Consider the following 15,875-nt stretch of genomic DNA (forward strand, 5'->3'; position numbering starts at 1 on the left):
ACCCTGTAAAGACGTACCATGCTCACAAGAGTTCCCCTGCGTGCGGCGATTGGCGTCGCGACAACCCTGCTTGCGTCGTCGTTGGCCATCGCCGCCCGTGCCGATGACGCGTCGCCGTGGCAGCGCGACGGACATTCCGCGGTGCGGCTGTTGGCGGGATCGCGCAGCGGCGCGGTCCTGCTTGGCGGTATTGCGTTCCAGCTCGAGCCCGGCTGGAAGACCTACTGGCGCACACCCGGCGATTCCGGCGTTCCACCGCGGTTCGACTTCTCGAAGTCCGAGAATGTCGAAGCAGTGACGATCATGTGGCCGGCGCCGCTGAAATTCGACGATGGCGCGGGCGGCCATTCGATCGGCTACCACAACCAGATCGTGCTGCCCTTGCGCATCGTCGCCAAGGCCGCCGACAAGCCCGTGACCTTGCGCGCCGAGATCAATTACGCGGTGTGCGAGAAGCTCTGCATTCCCGTCGAAGCCAGCGCCGAGCTCGGCTTCAACAGCGTCGCCTCGACCGAGGACGCGAACTTGCGTGCTGCGCTCGACACCGTGCCCAAGCCCGCCAATATCGGCGACCCCAATCCGCTCACCATCCGCGACGTCAAGCGTGACGGGCCCAAGAACGTGGTGGTCGACGTGGTGACGCCGGACAACCGCAACGTCAATCTGTTCGTGGAAGGGCCGACGCCCGATTGGGCGCTGCCGATTCCGACGCCGGTGCCGCACAGCCCGCCTGGGGTGATGCGGTTTTCCTTCGAGCTCGACGGGCTGCCGCCGGGCGCCAAGCCGGATGGTGCGGCGCTGAAGTTCACGCTGGTCGGGCCTGACAAGGCGTACGAGTTCAATACGAATTTGAACTAGCGTCCACCCAACCGAATCTTAACGAATGGTTGCTAGTCCCCTGGCATGCCGCTGCACGCGGGACGCCTGGGGACTGTTCGACGTGGCCGTGATGGATGCACAACCCGGAAGGACCGGACCGGCTGGGCTGATCGCGCGGCTGCGGGCCAAGCTGACGGGCGGATCGAGCGAGGCGTCGCTGACGCGGCGGCTCGCCGGCACCATCTTCGTCATCCGCGTGATCAGCGCGGGGCTCGCCTATGTCTCGCAGGTTCTGCTTGCGCGCTGGATGGGCACGTCCGACTACGGCGTCTACGTCTATGTCTGGACCTGGGTGCTGCTGCTCGGCAGCATGATGGATTTCGGCATCTCCGCCTCCGCGCAGAAGATCATCCCGGAGTACCGCACCAGCGGCGAGCAGGCGCTGCTGCGCGGCTTTCTCTCCGGCAGCCGCTGGCTGACCTTTGCCGTGTCGACGCTGGTCTCGCTCGCCCTAGCCGGCATCGTCAAGCTGCTGTCGCCGTGGATCGATCCGGCCGAGGTGCTGCCGCTCTATATCGGCTGCATGACGCTTCCTGCTTTCGTCGTCGCCAACACCCAGGACGGCATCGCGCGCTCGCATGACTGGATGCAGCTCGGCCTGATGCCGCAATTCGTCATCCGCCAGGCGCTGATCATCGGCCTCACGGCCGCGGCCTTCCTGCTCGGCTATCATCTCGGCGCGGTCGCCGCGATGGTCGCGAGCGCAGGTGCGGTGTGGATCGCGATGACCGGGCAGATGCTGGTGCTGAACCGCAAGCTCGCCGATCACATCGAGCCGGGGCCGAAGGCCTACGACATCAGGGGCTGGCTCGCCATCTCACTACCGATCCTGCTGGTCGAGAGCTTCTACCTCCTGCTCTCCTACACCGACGTGCTGGTGCTGCAGCAGTTCCGCCCCTCGGACGAGGTCGGCGTCTATTTCGCAGTGGTGAAGACATTGGCGCTGGTCTCCTTCATCCACTACGCGATGTCGGCCACGACGGCGCATCGCTTCGCGGAATACAATGCGCTCGGCGACAAGGCGCGCCTCTCGGCCTATGTGGCGCATGCCATCAACTGGACGTTCTGGCCGTCGCTGGCCGCGACCATCGTGCTGCTGGCGCTCGGCAAGCCGTTGCTGTGGCTGTTCGGGCCGCAATTCGTGGTTGGCTACGACATCATGTTCGTCGCCGCGATCGGGCTCGTGGTGCGCTCCGCGATCGGGCCGGTGGAGCGCCTGCTCAACATGCTCGGGCAGCAGAAGATCTGCGCGCTGGCCTATGCACTGGCCTTCGTGATGAACCTCGTGCTCTGCATTGCGCTGGTGCCGCGCTATGGCGGCCACGGCGCCGCGGCCGCAACCTCGATCTCGCTCAGCTTCGAGACGGTGCTGTTGTTCTCGATCGTGCGGCAGCGGCTCGGCCTGCACGTGCTGGCATTCGGCCGCCGCACGGCTTAGCCGTCGCGCCCTCAGCCGCTCTGAAATGCGACGACCGCGGCATCCGCCACCAGCAGCGCGTCGAGCATCTTGCGGCCCGACGTATCCGCCTGCATCAGCGGGTCGGACTTGAACATCGCCTTGAGATAGCTCGAGACGGCGCGGATGCGCGGCACGAACTGGAGATCGCTGTGGACGTTGATCCAGACGTCGCGCGTCGTCGACATCTTCTCGTGCAACACCGGAACCAGATCGCTGCGGCCAGCCACCGCAAAGCTCGGCAGCAGCACCAGGCCGATGCCGCCGGCCGCTGCGTTCATCTGCGCGATCATGCTGTTGGAGTGAAAGCTGACCGGCGGATTGCGGATGATGTCGTCGAGCCAGCGCACCGAATCCAGCTGGATCAGATCGTCGATGTAGGTGACGAAGCTGTGGCGCGCGAGGTCCGCGGGCCGTTCCGGCATGCCCTCGCGTGCGAGATAATCTCGGGAGCCGTAGAGGGCGAGCTGAAAGCTGCCGAGCCGCTCGGACGCCATGCCCTGTCCCGGCGGACGGAAGAAGCTCAGGAAGATATCGGCCTCGCGGCGATTGACCGAGACCGCCTGCGGCGAGGTCAGGAGCTCGACGGTGAGATCAGGATAACGTTGCCGCAGCGGCGCGAAGCGAAATGCGAGATAGAGCGAGGCAATGCCTTCCATCGTCGCGAGCCGGACGCGGCCCGCCATCCGGCTGCCGCCGCGCTGCACGTCCTGATGCATCGCAATGACGACGCTCTCGATCCGCTCGGCGTGACAGAGCAGGCGTTCGCCGGCTTCGTTGACACGCAACCCCTGCGGCGAACGCTCGAACAGCGTCGCGCCCAGCGTGCATTCGAGATGCGCGATCCGCCGGCTGATGGTGGATTGGTCGACCCGCAGACGCTTGGCCGCGCTGCCCAGGCTGCCGCCGCGGGCTGCGTGAAGAAATATCTTGAGGTCGTCCCAGTCGAGCGAGTTGAACTCCTGCATGCCCACCAGACAGCAAGCGTTGTGCCAGCGACGTACGGTGGGACGGATTGTCGCCCCCTGCAAGCCGTCTTGCAGGATTGTCTGTATCGAGGCCCCGGGGACGCCACTAGCCTGTCCTGAACCAAGGACAAAACCATGCTTCCTCGCTTCAAGGCCGCCGCGGTCCATGCTGCGCCAGTGTTTCTAGACCGCTCGGCGACCACAAAGAAGGCAATCTCGCTCATCCGTGAGGCAGCCGCCGCCGGCGCCGAGATCGTGGCATTCTCCGAGACGTTCATTCCCGCATTCCCGGTATGGGCTGCGCTGTGGGCTCCGATCGACAATCACGACCTGTTCGTCCGCATGGCGGACCAGTCCGTGATGGTCGACGGCCCCGAGATCAAGGCGATCCGCGACGAAGCGCGCGCGCTCGGCGTCGTGGTGTCGATCGGCATCAGCGAGAAGTCGCCGGCGAGCGTCGGTGCGATCTGGAATAGCAACCTCCTGATCGGCGATGACGGCGAGATCCTCAACCACCACCGCAAGCTGGTGCCGACCTTCTACGAGAAGCTGATCTGGAGCGGCGGCGACGGCGCCGGCCTGCGCGTCGTCGACACCAGGCTCGGCAAGATCGGGCAACTGATCTGCGGCGAGAACACCAACCCGTTGGCACGCTATTCGCTGATGGCGCAGGGTGAGCAGCTTCATATTTCGAGCTGGCCGCCGGTTTGGCCGACCCGCCGGCCGGCCGGTGGCGGCAACTACCACATCGCAGCAGCCACCCGGATCCGGGCGAGCGCGCATTGCTTCGAAGCAAAGGTGTTCGGCCTCGTCACCGCGGGTGTGCTCGACAAGGCGGCGCGCGACATGCTGGTGGCGCGCGACGCCTCCGCCGCCGCCGTGCTCGACGCGACACCGCGCGCGGAAACCTTCTTCCTCGATCCGACCGGGGAGCAGATCGGCGAGGCGCTGCGCGACGAGGAAGGCATCCTCTACGCCGAGATCGATCTCAACCGCTGCGTCGAGCCCAAGCAGTTTCACGACGTGGTCGGCTACTACAACCGATTCGACATTTTCGACCTCAGCGTCAACCGCCGCCGGCTCAATCCCGTGTCCTTCACCGGAAGCGCGGCGTCCCAGCCGGACACGGAGAGCGATCACATCGATGCCGGGTCGTGAGCCCGGCGCGTACCCAACCGAAATCCACCGGCCGATCCGGCGGTGATCAAACATGGAAGGTGAGTCATGAAACTCGATCGTCGTCAGATTCTGCTCGGAAGCGCCGGCGCCGCTGCCGGTCTCGTGCTTCCAGGTAGCGCCGCCTGGGCGCAGACGCCGGCCAGCATCGGCACCTTCCCGGACGGCGTCACCGCGGACTCGGTCTTCGTCGGACTGACCATTCCGCTCACCGGCGTCTTCTCCGGCGACGGCGGAGATCTCAAGCTTGGCTACGAACTGGCGATCTCGGAGATCAACGCGGGCGGCGATGCCGCGAAGAAATGGGGTCTGCAAGGCAAGGGCGTGCTCGGCCGCCAGATCCGCTACAAGGTGTCCGACACCGAGGGCAAACCCAATCTCGACGTGCAGAGCGCCACGCAATTCATCCAGCGCGACAAGGCGATCATGCTTTCAGGCTCGGTGTCGAGCGCCAGCGCAATCGCGCTGGAGGAATTGGGCTCCCGCGAAAAGGTGCTCTACATGGTGGGCATCGCCGGCTCCAACGACATTACCGGCAAGAACTGCCAGCGCTATGGCTTCCGCTCGCAGCAGAACGCCTACATGGCCGCCAAGGCGCTCGCGCCCGTCGTCGCCAAGGCGCTCGGCAAGAACATGAAGACCGCCTTCCTGGTGCCAGACTATACCTACGGCCACACGGTCTATGACAGCTTCGCGAAGTTCTCGAAGGAACAGGGCTGGCAACAGGTCGCCAAGGAAGTGGTTCCGCTCGGCACCACCGACTATTCCTCGGCGCTTCTCAACATCGCCAACAGCGGTGCGGACGTGTTCGTCAACATCGCCTTCGGCGCCGACGCGGTCGCCTCGACCAAGCAGGCCGAGCAATTCGGCGTGCTCAAGAAGATGAAGCTGGTGGTGCCGAACCTGTCCTCGTTCCAGGACAAGGAGCTCGGCGCCGAAATCATGCAGGGCGTCTATGGCAGCTGCGACTTCTGGTGGACGCTGTCGGATCGCTATCCGCTCGCGAAGGGCTTCGTCGACGCCTTCGTCGCGAAGAACAAGTATCACCCGCGCTGGGGCGCCCATATCGGCTACATGCAGACCTATCTCTGGGCGATGACGGTCGAGCGGGTGAAGAGCTTCAATCCGGTCGACGTCATCAAGGCGATGGAGGCCTCGAAGGAGCAGCCCTACGAGACCACGATCGGCAAGGTCTATTTCCGCGCCGAGGATCACCAGATGGTGCGTCCGATCCCGGTCCTGCGCGGCAAGGCGCCGGCGGCAATGAAGGGGCCCGAGGACTATTACGAGATCGTCGACATTGCCGAAGGCGAGAGCGTGATGAATCCGCCGGACCTGTTCGGCTGCAAGCTCGGCCCCTATACCTGAGCCGCCCAGATGCCAAGCTGGCCCGCCCTCGCCTCGCAGGCCTTCAATGGCCTCGCCCTCGGTTCGCTGCTGGCGCTCGTCAGCAGCGGCCTGACAATCATCCTGGGCACGCTCGGTGTCCTGAACTTCGCCCACGGCGCGCTATTCGCTGTGGGCGCCTATGCCGCCTTCGTCATGCTGCAATACACCCAGTCGTTCCTGCTCGCGATCGCGGTCGGTTGCGGCTTCATGCTGGTGCTCGGCTTCCTGCTCGAGCGCCTGATCATCCGCTTCTTCTACGGCCGGCCGCATGAAGACCAGATCCTCGTCACCTACGGCATCGGCATCGTGCTCGTGGAGTGCGTGCGCGCCGTCTTCGGCGGCAACGCGCAGCGCGTGCCGACGCCGTCATGGGGACAGGGCGCAACGCAGCTCGGCTTCCTGATCTATCCAACCTACCGCCTCCAGCTCATCGCCATCATCGCAACGCTGCTGGTCGGCCTCTATCTCGTGCTCTACAGGACTTCGATGGGTCTCGTGGTTCGCGCCGGAATCGAGAACCCCGGCATGGTCGGCATCCTCGGCATCAACCTGCGGCGCACCTTCCTGCTGGTGTTCGCGATCGGCGTCGTCGCAGTCGGCCTCGCCGGAATGCTGTATGCTCCGGTCGTCGCGGTGACGCCGGACATGGGCGCGAATTTCATGGCGCAGTCCTTCGTCGTGATCGTGCTCGGCGGCCTCGGCTCGTTCCCGGGCGCGGTGGTCGGCGGGCTGATCGCCGGCGAGATCGTCAGCCTCACCAGCGCGTTCAACTCCTCCTATTCGGAAGTGATGCTCTACGCGCTGATGGCGCTGCTCCTGGTATTGCGCCCGCAGGGCCTGTTCGGCTCGGAAGGACGGGTATGAACAGGCCGCGATCGGGCGGGCTGCGGAGCCACATTCCGGAGCTCGCGATTCTAGCCACGCTGATTGCGGCACCGGTGATGCTGCCGCATCTCGGCTTCTCCATCGACTTGCTGACGCGGGTGCTGAACTGGGGACTGATCGGGCTCGGCTTCGACATCCTGTTTGGCCTCGCCGGCCTCCTGTCGTTCGGCCAGGCCGCGTTCTACGGGGTCGGCGGCTTCGTGACGGCGTATCTGCTGGTTTCGGGCACGCTGAGCAGCGTGTGGCTGGCGCTCGCCGCCGGCACGATATCGGCCGGCGCATTCGGGCTCGTCGTCGGCTGGCTCGCGGTGCGCCGCATCGGCATCTACTTCACGATGATCACGCTGGCGTTCGGCCAGATGGCCTATTTCATCGAGAACTCGCCGCTGTCGCACTATACCGGTGGCGAGAACGGCATTCCCGGGGTGCCGGTGCCCGTGCTCGGCTTCGGCGAGCATGCCATCCGCATCGGCGCAGGCCTGCCGATGTACGTGCTGTTCGCGGTGATCTTCTTTGGTGGCTACGTGCTGGCACGCCGCATCGTCCGCTCTCCCGTGGGCGCGATCCTGCTCGCGATCAAGGAGAACACCGCGCGCGTCGCAATGCTCGGCCACAACGTGCCGGCCTACAAGCTCGCAGCCTTCGTCATCGCCGCGCTCTACGCCGGGCTTGCGGGCGGCCTGCTCGGCTCGTTCCAGAGCTACATGCCGCCGGACGCGTTCTCGCTGGAGACGTCCGGCCAGCTCGTAGTCCAGACCATCGTCGGCGGCGCCAACACCCTGATCGGACCGCTGGTCGGTGCCGCAGTCTGGCTCTGGCTGCGCGACAACCTCCAGCTCATTCCCGGCCTCACCACGCTGTGGAAGCTGGTGCTCGGCATCGCCTTCATCGCCCTGGTCGTCGGCCTGCGCCGCGGCATCTGCGGCGAGATCATCCATTGGTTGACCGAGCGCCGGACCCTTTCCGCACGTCGGGCCGCCGAGGCCGCAACCGAGGCGATCGAGGCCGGCGCGGTGAAGACCGCATCGAGCAGGGCGCGCGACACCGCCCTGCCATTGCCGTCACCCGCCACCGGCAACGGCGACATTGCCCTGGAGGCCTGCGCGCTGGCGCGGCACTATGGCGGGCTGAAAGCCGTCGACGGCGTCTCGTTCAAGGTCCGCTGCGGCTCCATTCATGCCGTGATCGGCCCGAACGGCGCCGGCAAGAGCACGCTGTTCAAGATGCTGCTGGACGAGGTCAGCCCGACCTCGGGTCATGTGCTGTTGTTCGGATCGCAGGTGACCGGCCACGGCGTCAGCCGGACCGCGCAGTTCGGCATCGCCAAGTCCAACCAGTTGAACCAGCTCTTTCCAAATCTCTCGGTGCGGAAGAATCTGCGCATCGCCGCCTTGGCGCGCCGCCGCGGACCGCTGCGGATCGACCTGCTGCGAACGGCGGACAGCCTGCCGGAGGTGGAGGCACAGATCGACGCGATCATGGCGCTGCTCGATCTTGCAGCGCGCGCCGACACGCCGGCGCACATCCTCGCCTACGGCGAGAAACGACGGCTCGAGATCGGCATGGCGTTTGCGACGAGCCCGAAGGTGCTGTTGCTCGACGAGCCCCTCGCCGGCATGAGCCCGTCCGAACGCGCCGCGACCTGCGCACTGATCCGCGACATCGCCCGGACCTGCACCGTCGTTATCGTCGAGCACGACCTCGACGCGATCTTCGGCCTCGCCGAGCGCATCACCGTGCTCTACGAAGGCCGCCTGCTCGCCGACGGCACGGCGGACGAGATCCGCGGCAACCAGCGGGTTCAGGACGCTTACCTCGGAGGGCTTCACGCACATGAGCCTGCTTGAAGTCGACCGCATCAACACGCTCTACGGCGATTCCCACGTCCTGTTCGACCTCTCGATCCGGGTCGAGGAGGGCGAGGTCGTGGCGCTGCTCGGTCGCAACGGCGCCGGCAAGACCACGACGCTGCGTTCGATCATGGGGGTGCTCGCCCCGAGGAGTGGCGAGATCCGGCTCGATGGCAAGCCGATCAGCGGCCTTGCTCCATCCGCCATCGCCAACATGGGCGTGCAGTTGGTCCCGGAGGAGCGCGCGATCTTCGGCGGCCTGACGGTAGAGGAGAATCTGCGCATCGCGGCCTTGACCGCGCCGAACGCGTGGTCTTTCGAGCGCATCTACGGTGTGTTTCCGCGCCTGAAGGAACGACGCAAATCCCTCGGACGAACGCTATCGGGCGGCGAGCAGCAGATGCTCTCGATCGCCCGCGCGCTGATCCGCGACGCCCGCATCATCCTGCTCGACGAGCCGTTCGAGGGACTGGCGCCGCTGATCGTGCGCGATCTCGTCAACGTCGCCGCCGGCCTCGCGCGCGAAGGCCGCACCATGATCGTGGTGGAGCAGAACGTCGCCGCAGCGCTGAGCTTCGCCACCCGCGTCTACGGCCTCAACAACGGCCACGTGGTGTTCGAGGGCACCTCCGCCGAGCTCACCGCCAACCCTGACCTGGCCCGGGACTTCCTCGGCGTCGGCGCGTAAGCACTGCGAACGGCTGTTTCGCAAGAGGGCACCGATTTGGGCGAAACGACTGTCTGTCGCCGCGCCAACGAAAGATACTTCTTATTTGGTCCAACGGCTTGCCCGTCAGGGAAAGTTTATTCTACGTCATATTGCCCAACCGATGAGATCGACCTAACATTCCCTGAGATGCTTGATCCACTTTACGTCGCCTCCGGATTCGCCGTCGGCCTGCTTGTCGGCATGACCGGCGTCGGCGGCGGCTCGCTGATGACGCCGCTGCTGATCCTGTTGTTCGGCGTCCACCCCTCCACCGCGGTCGGCACCGACCTGCTCTACGCCGCTGCCACCAAGACCGGCGGCAGCGTGGTGCATGGCTGGTCGCGCAGCGTGCACTGGCCGGCGGTGCTGCGGCTCGCCTGCGGCAGCATTCCTGCCAGCGCGGTGACGCTGCTGGTGCTGTGGAAGCTCGACCTCAAGAGCGATGCCGAGCGCAGCCTGGTCAATCTGGTGCTGTGCTTTGCGCTGCTGCTGACTGCGACCTCGTTGATCTTTCGCAAGTCGATCATGGACCGCTATCGAAAGCGCCTCGAGCAGGTCGACGCGCGCACCACCTTGATTGCGACCGTGATCACCGGCGTCGTGCTGGGCGTGCTGGTCTCGATCTCCTCGGTCGGCGCCGGCGCGGTCGGCGTGACCGTGCTGCTGCTGCTTTATCCGCGCCTGCCGATGGCGACCATCGTCGGCTCCGACATCGCCCACGCGGTGCCGCTGACACTGGTCGCCGGCATCGGACATTGGGCGCTCGGTGACGTCGACTGGGCCCTGATGGGCGTGCTGCTGCTGGGCTCTCTGCCCGGCATCATTGTCGGCAGCTATAGCGCGACGCGCGTGCCCGAGACGGTGCTGCGGCTGACGCTTGCCTGCGTGCTGTTCGTGGTCGCCGGCAAGATCATGTTTGCCGAGCTGAACCTGTCGTCGGCCATCGTCACGGCTCTGGCCTGGAGCCATTGAGCGGCAACTGCCGCCTCACTCTCGTAGGGCGGGCAAAGCGCAAGCGTGCCCACCACTTCTCTCAATCGCGGAAGAATGGTGGGCACGGCGCTGACGCGCCCTTGCCCACCCGACGACATCGCGTGCTTACTCCGCGGTCCAGCCGCCGTCGATCGACAGGTTGGTGCCGGTGATCTGCGCGGCATCGTCGCCGCACAGGAACAGCGCGAGCGCGGCGACCTGCTCGGAGGTGACGAACTCCTTGGTCGGCTGCGCGTCGAGCAGCACGTCGTTGATGACCTGCTCGCGTGTCAGGTTGCGCGCCTTCATCGTGTCGGGGATCTGCTTCTCGACCAGCGGCGTCCAGACGTAGCCGGGGCTGATGCAGTTGCAGGTGATCTTGTGGGTCGCAACCTCCAGCGCCACGGTCTTGGTGAGACCGGCGATGCCGTGCTTGGCCGAGACGTAGGCCGACTTGAAGGGCGAGGCCACCAGCGAATGCGCGGACGCCGTGTTGATGATGCGGCCCCACCCCTTCTTCTTCATGCCGGGGACGGCGGCACGGATGGCATGGAAGGCCGAGGAGAGGTTGATCGCGATGATCCGGTCCCACTTCTCCGGCGGAAACTCCTCGATCGGCGACACGAACTGGATGCCGGCGTTGTTGACGAGGATGTCGACCGAGCCGAACGTCTTCTCGCCGAGCGCGATCATGCCGGCGATCTCGGCGGGCTTGGTCATGTCGGCCGGCGAGTAGATCGCCTTGACCTTGAAGTCGGACTCGATCTTGGCGCGTTCCTTCTCGATGTCCTCGGCCGAGCCGAAGCCGTTGATGACGACATTGGCACCGGCGGCGGCGAAAGCGCGCGCATAGGCGAGCCCGATGCCGCTGGTCGATCCGGTCACGACGGCGTTCTTGCCTGACAGACTACCCATTCTATTCGCTCCTTTTTGCCGGGGGCGCGGTGACGTCCCCCGTGAGATCGTAGGTCACCATGGTCTCGCTGGACTGGGGCCGCTCGAGCCAGTCCCTGTGGCGCATCGACAGGTGCACGTCGCGCACGCCGGCCTCCCAATGCTCGACCATGGCGACATGCGAGAAGTCGTAATCCTTGGACGAGGATTCGTAGTTCTTGCTGCGGTAGATCAGATGCACCACCGTGACGGTGCTTTCGCGCGACACTTTCGCCAGGAATTCGACGGAAGGATCGTTCTTGAGATAGTCCGGCAATTTGCTGATCAGGTCACGCACGGCGCGTCGCGCATTGTGCAGCTGCTTGTTCTTGTCGGTGTTCATCCGCGTGCGGCTGGAATAGCGGATGTCCTTCTCGCGCTCGGCAGCTTCCAGCAGCGAGTTCGGCAGGTTCCCGCGCGCGGAGAACAAATCGACCTGGAAGATCAGCATGTCGCGTTCGACCTCGGTATCGAGCACGTAGTCGAGCGGGGTGTTGGAAGCGATGCCGCCGTCCCAGTAATGTTCGCCGTCGATGTTCACGGAAGGAAAGCCCGGCGGCAGCGCGCCGGAGGCCATGATGTGCTCGGGGCCGATGGTCTTGCCGAGCTTCTTGAACTCGTAATTGTCGAAATATTTGAAGTTGCCCGAGGTGACGCCGACCGCGCCGACCGACAGCCGCGTCTTCAGATCGTTGATGCGGTCGAAATCGACGAGACGCTCCAGCGTCTTCTTCAGCGGCGATGTGTCGTAATAGCTTTCCGCTTCGGGATGCCCCGGCGGCCAGAGTGGCGCCGGCGGAATGCGCGGCGTGAAGAAGCCGGGCACGCCGAAGGTCGCAATCAGCGCAGCGCTGGTCGAATTGAACAGCTCGCGGCTGTGGTCGCTCGTGCCGATCGGCTTCCACGGGACCGGCGCGGAGACCATCTCCCAGAACTCCTTGAGCCGCTTGACGCGCGTCTGGCCCTCATTGCCGGCGATGATGGCAGCGTTGACCGCGCCGATGGAGATGCCGGCCACCCATTCCGGCTCGAAGCCGTAGCCGCACAGCGCCTGATAGGCCCCGGCCTGATAGGAGCCGAGCGCGCCGCCGCCCTGGAGAACCAGGACGCGTTGCGCGTTCGTCGGGACTGTTGCGATTTCCGGACTATGATCGGTCATAAGGGAACAATAGCAAAAGGCGAGCTACCGTGGCGACACTCCGCCGCGGCGTCAATGCATCCCGGATCAAGTCTGGCTTATCGGGGCTCCGTCGAGGCCAGGATCATGGTCCAGAACACCTTGTATTTGGTGCCGGGAGCATAGCTCGCCGCGATGCCTAATTTTGTGACACCGCCCTTGAGCATGTTGGCACGGTGAGGCGGCGAGTCGCGCCAGCCGGAGAACGCTTCCGCCAGCGTATGATAGCCGGCCGAGATGTTCTCGACCGCCACGGTCGCGGGATAACCGCCGGCGGCCAGACGCTTGGCCAGCGGCGCGCGGACGTCGTGGTCCATCTTGTTGGCCGCCGCCATCGCGCCCGACTGGGACTCGGCGAGCCGCATCAGGTCGGGATCGATCACGACGGTGCCCAGCCCGTTGTTCTGGCGGTATTGCGAGATCATCACCGCAGCCGCCTGTGCATCGAGCTTGGAGCCCGGAACCGCCATGTCGGTGTACATGGATGGCTGCTGGACCGGTGCTTCGTTGCCGGCACAGCCGGCGAGCAGCAAAGTGATGAGAATTGCGGCCGCAGCGCGCATGAATCGAGGCCCCCAAATGAGGGGCCGTTGTTGCATATCAACCGTGGCTGAAAGGTGAATATTGAAGAAAATCTGAGCCGTCAGTCCGGGGGCGCGCGTCAGCACGAACCGGAATCTCTTGCCTCAATCTCGGGATTCCGGGTTCGATGCTCCGCATCGCCCCGGAATGACTGTGCTAGCCCCCAAATATCCGGTAACGGCGAGGCTCGAGGCCGATGGTGTCGCCGGCGCGAAGTTCCTTGTCGCGAGGGGCATCGATCTCGATGGTCTGGCCGCCCGAGAGCGTGACCTCGGCGCGCTGTACGGGGCCGAAATTGCGGACATGCCGGACCGCGCCCTCGAAGGCGCCGCTGCCGGGCGGACCGACCAGCATGTCATGTCGCCGCACGAACAGCTTTGACGCGCCAGGCGCAAGCCCGTCCGCCGCGAGGGCGAGCGGCCGGCCGTCGAGCCTCACTGCGCCGCCCTCGACCTGGACCGGCAGCTCGATGGACTCACCGATGAAGCCATGGACAAACGCGCTCGCCGGGCTCTCATAGACGTCATCGGGCGAGCCGATCTGCTCGATCCTGCCCTTGTCCATCACCACGACGCGGTTGGCGACTTCCAGCGCCTCCTCCTGGTCATGGGTGACGAAGATCGAGGTGACGTGGATTTCATGATGCAGCGAGCGCAGCCATTTGCGCAGCTCTTTCCTCACCTTGGCATCGAGCGCGCCAAACGGCTCGTCGAGCAGCAGGATGCGCGGCTCGATCGCCAGCGCGCGGGCGAGCGCGATGCGCTGGCGCTGGCCGCCGGAGAGCTGGCTCGGGTAGCGATCGGCGAGCCAATCAAGCTGTACGAGATCGAGCAGCTCCTTGACCCGGACGCGGATCGCCGCCTCGTCCTTACGGACCGCGCGCGGCTGCACGCGCAGGCCGAAGGCGACGTTCTCGAACACCGTCATGTGGCGGAACAGCGCGTAGTGCTGGAACACGAAGCCGACGTGACGCTCGCGCGCGCCTTGCGCCAGCGCGTCCTCGCCATTGATGAAGACCTCGCCGGAATCGGGCCAGTCGAGCCCGGCGACGATCCGCAGCAGCGTGGTCTTGCCGGATCCGGACGGACCGAGCAGCGCCACCAACTCGCCGCTGTCGACCTTGAGATCGACGCCGTCGAGGGCTTTGAAGCTGCCGAACGACTTGACGAGATTCCTGACTTCAATGGTCACTTGGTTCTTGTCCTTCGTCCAGATGACGTTCGAGAACGGTCTTCACGATCAGCGTGATCAGCGCCAGCATCGCCAGCAGCGAGGCGATCGCGAAGGCGGCGACGAACTGGTACTCGTTGTAGAGAATCTCGACAAGGAGCGGCATGGTGTTGGTCTCGCCGCGAATGTGGCCGGAGACGACCGAGACCGCGCCGAACTCGCCCATGGCGCGGGCGTTGCAGAGCAGGACGCCGTAGAGCACCCCCCATTTGATGTTGGGCAGCGTGACGCGAAAGAAGGTCTGGAGGCCCGAGGCGCCCAGCGAGATCGCGGCCTCCTCCTCCTGCGTGCCCTGCTCCTGCATCAGGGGGATCAGCGCACGGGCCACGAAGGGAAAGGTGACGAAGGTGGTGGCGAGCGCAATGCCGGGCACCGCGAAGAGGATCTGGATGTCGTGGTCGCGCAGCCAGCTGCCGAAATAGCCCTGTGCGCCGAACAGCAGCACGAAGACGAGACCCGAGATCACCGGACTGACCGAGAACGGCAGGTCGATCAGCGTGATCAGGAACGTCTTGCCCGGAAAATCGAACTTGGCGATGGCCCAGGCGGCGACGAGGCCGAACACCAGATTGAGGCCCACCGAGATCGCTGCGACCAGCAACGTCAGCCTGATTGCAGCCAGCGCCTCCGGCTCGGCGAGCGCGGCGAGATAGGCGACGATGCCCCTCGAGAACGCCTGCGCAAAGACGACGACGAGCGGGAGCACGACGAAGACGGTGAGAAAGATCATCGCGAGCGCGATGATGGTGATGCGCACCGCGCGCGGTTCGGTACGCAAATTGTCCCGCGCTGCCGCCGCCTGCGCACGCGCCTTCGCGTCGGAGGCCGAGAGCGGTACGGAATCTGCGATCTGCATCGTCATGATCCGCCCTCAGCGCGCCGGAATCCGGCTCTGCGCCCAGCGCTGGAGCCGGTTGACGGCAAAGATGATCACGAACGACACGACCAGCATGACCACGGCGATCGCGGTCGCATCGGCATACCGAAACTCGGAGAGCCGGATCACGATCAGGAGCGGCGCGATCTCGGAGACGTTGGGCAGATTGCCGGCGATGAAGATCACCGAGCCGTATTCGCCGACGGCGCGGGCGAAGGCAAGCGCGAGGCCGGTGAGCAGCGCCGGTGCGAGCGACGGCAGGATCACGCGGATGATGGTCTGCCAGCGGCTGGCGCCAAGGCTGCCCGCGGCTTCCTCGATCTCGGGGTCGAGATCCTGGAGCACCGGCTGCACCGTCCGCACCACGAAGGGAATACCGATGAAGATCATGGCGACGAAGATGCCGACCGGCGTGAACGCGACCTTGATGCCGAGCGCGGCAAGCGGCGCGCCCAGCCAGCCCTTCTCGGCGAACAGCGCGGTCAGCGCCACGCCGGCGACCGCGGTCGGCAGTGCGAAGGGCACATCCACGATGGCGTCGAACAGCCGCCGGCCCGGGAAACGATAGCGCACCAGCGCCCAGACGATGATGCTGCCCATGACGAGATTGACGCAGGCCGCCGCAAAGGCGAGGCCGAACGAGACGCGGAGCGCGTTCAGGGTGCGGCGGCTGGAAAGGATGTTCCAGAACTGCTCGGGGCTGAGCTCGAGCGACTTCAGGAACAGGCCGGCGAGCGGAATCAGGATGATCACGGACAGCCAGGTCAGCGTCAGTCCCATGGTGAGACCGAA

The 15,875-nt window shown here is 65.4% G+C and carries 15 protein-coding genes; 8 read left to right on the forward strand and 7 right to left on the reverse strand.

Annotated features, from left to right (window positions below):
• The first annotated feature begins 18 nt into the window (after window positions 1-18).
• Both XH96_RS35295 and XH96_RS35300 read left to right on the forward strand, forming a co-directional pair.
• Complete coding sequence (locus XH96_RS35295) at window positions 19-858, forward strand: protein-disulfide reductase DsbD domain-containing protein (RefSeq protein ID WP_194389922.1); 840 nt, start codon at window positions 19-21, stop codon at window positions 856-858.
• 82 nt (window positions 859-940) lie between these two features.
• Complete coding sequence (locus XH96_RS35300) at window positions 941-2,317, forward strand: flippase (RefSeq protein WP_194394384.1); 1,377 nt, start codon at window positions 941-943, stop codon at window positions 2,315-2,317.
• An 11-nt stretch (window positions 2,318-2,328) separates the two neighbouring features.
• Here XH96_RS35300 and XH96_RS35305 read toward each other — a convergent pair whose 3' ends face one another.
• The gene (locus tag XH96_RS35305) at window positions 2,329-3,303 is read right to left on the reverse strand and encodes a LysR family transcriptional regulator (RefSeq protein WP_194389923.1); all 975 of its coding nucleotides are present in this window, start codon (window positions 3,301-3,303) and stop codon (window positions 2,329-2,331) included.
• Between the two features lie 135 nt (window positions 3,304-3,438).
• Between XH96_RS35305 and XH96_RS35310 the strand changes: the two genes are divergently transcribed.
• The 6 genes from XH96_RS35310 to XH96_RS35335 all read left to right on the forward strand — a co-directional run bounded on the left by XH96_RS35310 (window position 3,439) and on the right by XH96_RS35335 (window position 10,284).
• Entirely contained in the window at window positions 3,439-4,461 is a 1,023-nt protein-coding gene (locus tag XH96_RS35310) for a carbon-nitrogen hydrolase family protein (RefSeq protein WP_194389924.1), read from the forward strand.
• A gap of 66 nt (window positions 4,462-4,527) precedes the next feature.
• Window positions 4,528-5,847 (forward strand): substrate-binding protein, encoded by a 1,320-nt coding sequence (locus XH96_RS35315; RefSeq protein WP_194389925.1) that lies wholly within the window; start codon window positions 4,528-4,530, stop codon window positions 5,845-5,847.
• A gap of 9 nt (window positions 5,848-5,856) precedes the next feature.
• Window positions 5,857-6,732 (forward strand): branched-chain amino acid ABC transporter permease, encoded by an 876-nt coding sequence (locus tag XH96_RS35320; RefSeq protein ID WP_014439677.1) that lies wholly within the window; start codon window positions 5,857-5,859, stop codon window positions 6,730-6,732.
• The gene (locus XH96_RS35325; protein WP_194389926.1) at window positions 6,729-8,600 is read left to right on the forward strand and encodes an ATP-binding cassette domain-containing protein; all 1,872 of its coding nucleotides are present in this window, start codon (window positions 6,729-6,731) and stop codon (window positions 8,598-8,600) included. The genes XH96_RS35320 and XH96_RS35325 overlap by 4 nt, the downstream gene beginning before the upstream one ends.
• Window positions 8,587-9,291, forward strand: coding sequence for an ABC transporter ATP-binding protein (locus XH96_RS35330; RefSeq protein ID WP_194389927.1), 705 nt, complete (start codon window positions 8,587-8,589; stop codon window positions 9,289-9,291). The genes XH96_RS35325 and XH96_RS35330 overlap by 14 nt, the downstream gene beginning before the upstream one ends.
• 168 nt (window positions 9,292-9,459) lie before the next feature.
• Window positions 9,460-10,284 carry a sulfite exporter TauE/SafE family protein gene (locus tag XH96_RS35335; protein ID WP_194389928.1) on the forward strand — a complete coding sequence of 275 codons (825 nt, stop codon included), beginning with the start codon at window positions 9,460-9,462 and terminating at the stop codon, window positions 10,282-10,284.
• A gap of 126 nt (window positions 10,285-10,410) precedes the next feature.
• On the opposite strand, the gene XH96_RS35340 is transcribed toward XH96_RS35335, so the two are convergent.
• The 6 genes from XH96_RS35340 to cysT all read right to left on the reverse strand — a co-directional run bounded on the left by XH96_RS35340 (window position 10,411) and on the right by cysT (window position 15,863).
• Window positions 10,411-11,199 carry a 3-hydroxybutyrate dehydrogenase gene (locus tag XH96_RS35340; protein ID WP_194389929.1) on the reverse strand — a complete coding sequence of 263 codons (789 nt, stop codon included), beginning with the start codon at window positions 11,197-11,199 and terminating at the stop codon, window positions 10,411-10,413.
• Between the two features lies 1 nt (window position 11,200).
• Window positions 11,201-12,376: a patatin-like phospholipase family protein gene (locus XH96_RS35345; RefSeq protein WP_194389930.1), complete on the reverse strand. Its 1,176-nt coding sequence runs from the start codon at window positions 12,374-12,376 to the stop codon at window positions 11,201-11,203.
• 77 nt (window positions 12,377-12,453) lie between these two features.
• Complete coding sequence (locus XH96_RS35350) at window positions 12,454-12,957, reverse strand: CAP domain-containing protein (protein WP_131872080.1); 504 nt, start codon at window positions 12,955-12,957, stop codon at window positions 12,454-12,456.
• Window positions 12,958-13,132: 175 nt separating this feature from the next.
• Complete coding sequence (locus XH96_RS35355) at window positions 13,133-14,167, reverse strand: sulfate/molybdate ABC transporter ATP-binding protein (protein WP_131871936.1); 1,035 nt, start codon at window positions 14,165-14,167, stop codon at window positions 13,133-13,135.
• Window positions 14,157-15,068 carry a sulfate ABC transporter permease subunit CysW gene (cysW, locus tag XH96_RS35360; RefSeq protein WP_194389931.1) on the reverse strand — a complete coding sequence of 304 codons (912 nt, stop codon included), beginning with the start codon at window positions 15,066-15,068 and terminating at the stop codon, window positions 14,157-14,159. The genes XH96_RS35355 and cysW overlap by 11 nt, the downstream gene beginning before the upstream one ends.
• Window positions 15,069-15,077: 9 nt before the next feature.
• Window positions 15,078-15,863 carry a sulfate ABC transporter permease subunit CysT gene (cysT, locus tag XH96_RS35365; RefSeq protein WP_246790221.1) on the reverse strand — a complete coding sequence of 262 codons (786 nt, stop codon included), beginning with the start codon at window positions 15,861-15,863 and terminating at the stop codon, window positions 15,078-15,080.
• Window positions 15,864-15,875: the final 12 nt, after the last annotated feature.

It is taken from the genome of Bradyrhizobium sp. CCBAU 51765, assembly GCF_015291725.1.
In the GTDB taxonomy this organism is placed as follows: domain Bacteria; phylum Pseudomonadota; class Alphaproteobacteria; order Rhizobiales; family Xanthobacteraceae; genus Bradyrhizobium; species Bradyrhizobium liaoningense.

What these genes read in the sequence shown, in the direction of transcription:
- XH96_RS35315 (WP_194389925.1), top strand. Translation starts at nt 4,528, where the DNA reads ATGAAACTCGATCGTCGTCAGATTCTGCTCGGAAGCGCCGGCGCCGCT.
- cysW (WP_194389931.1), bottom strand. Translation starts at nt 15,068, where the DNA reads ATGACGATGCAGATCGCAGATTCCGTACCGCTCTCGGCCTCCGACGCG.
- XH96_RS35310 (WP_194389924.1), top strand. Translation starts at nt 3,439, where the DNA reads ATGCTTCCTCGCTTCAAGGCCGCCGCGGTCCATGCTGCGCCAGTGTTT.
- XH96_RS35340 (WP_194389929.1), bottom strand. Translation starts at nt 11,199, where the DNA reads ATGGGTAGTCTGTCAGGCAAGAACGCCGTCGTGACCGGATCGACCAGC.
- XH96_RS35295 (WP_194389922.1), top strand. Translation starts at nt 19, where the DNA reads ATGCTCACAAGAGTTCCCCTGCGTGCGGCGATTGGCGTCGCGACAACC.
- cysT (WP_246790221.1), bottom strand. Translation starts at nt 15,863, where the DNA reads ATGGGACTGACGCTGACCTGGCTGTCCGTGATCATCCTGATTCCGCTC.
- XH96_RS35335 (WP_194389928.1), top strand. Translation starts at nt 9,460, where the DNA reads ATGCTTGATCCACTTTACGTCGCCTCCGGATTCGCCGTCGGCCTGCTT.
- XH96_RS35325 (WP_194389926.1), top strand. Translation starts at nt 6,729, where the DNA reads ATGAACAGGCCGCGATCGGGCGGGCTGCGGAGCCACATTCCGGAGCTC.
- XH96_RS35330 (WP_194389927.1), top strand. Translation starts at nt 8,587, where the DNA reads ATGAGCCTGCTTGAAGTCGACCGCATCAACACGCTCTACGGCGATTCC.
- XH96_RS35350 (WP_131872080.1), bottom strand. Translation starts at nt 12,957, where the DNA reads ATGCGCGCTGCGGCCGCAATTCTCATCACTTTGCTGCTCGCCGGCTGT.
- XH96_RS35320 (WP_014439677.1), top strand. Translation starts at nt 5,857, where the DNA reads ATGCCAAGCTGGCCCGCCCTCGCCTCGCAGGCCTTCAATGGCCTCGCC.
- XH96_RS35345 (WP_194389930.1), bottom strand. Translation starts at nt 12,376, where the DNA reads ATGACCGATCATAGTCCGGAAATCGCAACAGTCCCGACGAACGCGCAA.
- XH96_RS35305 (WP_194389923.1), bottom strand. Translation starts at nt 3,303, where the DNA reads ATGCAGGAGTTCAACTCGCTCGACTGGGACGACCTCAAGATATTTCTT.